The 1,933-nt window shown below is 70.5% G+C and carries 1 protein-coding gene; it reads left to right on the forward strand.

Annotation, left to right across the window (positions count from 1 at the left end; all coding sequences use genetic code 11):
• Window positions 1-164: 164 nt before the first annotated feature.
• The coding region (locus CH341_RS31015) for a sensor domain-containing diguanylate cyclase (protein WP_245431334.1) at window positions 165-1,933 on the forward strand (1,769 nt) is incomplete at its 3' end.

The raw sequence follows: 1,933 nt of genomic DNA on the forward strand, positions 1-1,933 counted from the left end.
CGCGGCGCCGCTTTCGGATCGCGGCGCTTTTAGCACGGCAACCGCAGGGCGTTAATTACTCGGTGGATTGATTCGTATACGAATGGGCTATCCGGGGGTCGGGAGGGCCGTGGGGGGCCGACGACGACCCGGAGCAGGGTGGGACGGCCGGGGACGACGTGACGATGCAGGCACAGATGTCGGCGCGATGGCGGGCGCTTCGCGGGCGGGTGACGGCGAGTCTCAAGACCCGCCTGCTCCTGGTCACGCTCGCCGTCTTCGTCGTCGTCTCGGTGCCGGCCTATGTGGCATTCGAGTGGATCGTCCGCAGCACCGTGGTCAAGCTCGGCACGCTGTTCGCCGAGAAGCAGATCCTGTTCGATCGCTATCGCGGCCTCGAGGCGCTGATGCGCGAGGTGTCGCTCGCCGAGACGCTGACCCGCTCGCCCGCCGTCACCGAATGGGCCCTCGACGAGGCGGCGCCCGACAAGGCGGCGCGCGGCATCGCCGAGCTCGAGCGCTACCGCCAGTCGTTCCAGGACCACAGCTACTTCTTCGTCGTGCACGCCTCCGGCAACTACTACTTCAACGATCGCGACGGCGCCTACACGGGCCACCAGCTTCGCTACGCCGTGAAGGCCGACAATCCGCGCGACGGCTGGTACTTCACGACCGTTGCCGAGGGGCCGGGCTGCCGCCTCAACGTCGATCGCGACGACAATCTCGCCGTCACCAAGGTGTGGATCAACTGCGTCATCGCCGCCGACGGGCGCGTGCTCGGGGTGCTCGGCACCGGCGTCGATCTCACGGCGTTCATCCGCGAGGTCGTCGACATCCCGCAGGTCGGCGTGCAGAGCATGTTCGTCGACCGGGCCGGCGCCATCCAGGCGCATCGCGACCCGCGCATGGTCGACTTCCACAGCCTGACCAAGGACACCAAGGCGAAGAAGACCATCTACGCGCTGGTCGATCGCGACAGCGACCGGGCCGAGCTCGCCGGCATGATGCAGCGGCTCGGCCAAGGCCACAAGGCCGTGGAGTCGAGCTTCATCCGCATCGGCGGCAAGGAGTATCTGGTCGGCGTCGGCTGGCTCGACCGGGTCGGCTGGTTCAACGTCACGCTGATGGACATCGACGCCATCATCGACCGCGAGCTGTTCGCGCCGATCGCGGCGCTGCTCGCCCTCATCGCGGCCGCGGCGCTCGCGTTGATGATGCTGTTCTTCCGCCGCGTCGTGCTCGACCGGCTGGACCGCCTCGAAGGCGGCATCCGCCGCATGGAGGCGGGCGACTTCGCCGTTCCGGTCGATCGTGGCCACGACGAGATCGGCCGGCTGTCGCGCGCCTTCGCCCGCATGGCCGCCAAGGTCGGCGACCACACCGGCCGGCTGGAGGCGATCGTGGCGGAGCGCACCGCCCAGCTCCGCCGGCTCGCCGAGGTCGATCCGCTCACCGGCATCTACAACCGCCGCGGCGTGCTGGTGGCGCTCGACGATCTGCGCCGCGTCGCCGGCCGCGGCGGCCCCTCGCTCGGCCTGATGCTGATCGACTTCGACCTGTTCAAGACGATCAACGACGCCCACGGCCATCACGCCGGCGACCTCGTGCTGTCGGAGGCGGCGCGCCGGCTGCGCGCTGCGCTTCGGCCCGGCGACGTCTACGGCCGCTGGGGCGGCGACGAGTTCATCGTGGTGGTGCGGGACCGCACGGACTCCGAGCTGCACGCGCTCGGCGACGCCGTGCTGGCCGCCATCGGCGATGCACCGATGACACTCGACGGCGAGATGCCGGTGCGCGTCTCGATCAGCATCGGGGTGTGCCGGCTCGGCGCCGGCGAGGCTCTCGACGTCGCGCTGGCGCGCGCCGATGCGGCGCTCTACGCGGCCAAGCGCGCCGGCCGCCGCACCGTGGTGCACGACCACGACCCGCCGCGCGACGGCGGCGCCCGTCTCCC

This window comes from Rhodoplanes roseus, assembly GCF_003258865.1.
In the GTDB taxonomy this organism is placed as follows: Bacteria; Pseudomonadota; Alphaproteobacteria; order Rhizobiales; family Xanthobacteraceae; genus Rhodoplanes; species Rhodoplanes roseus.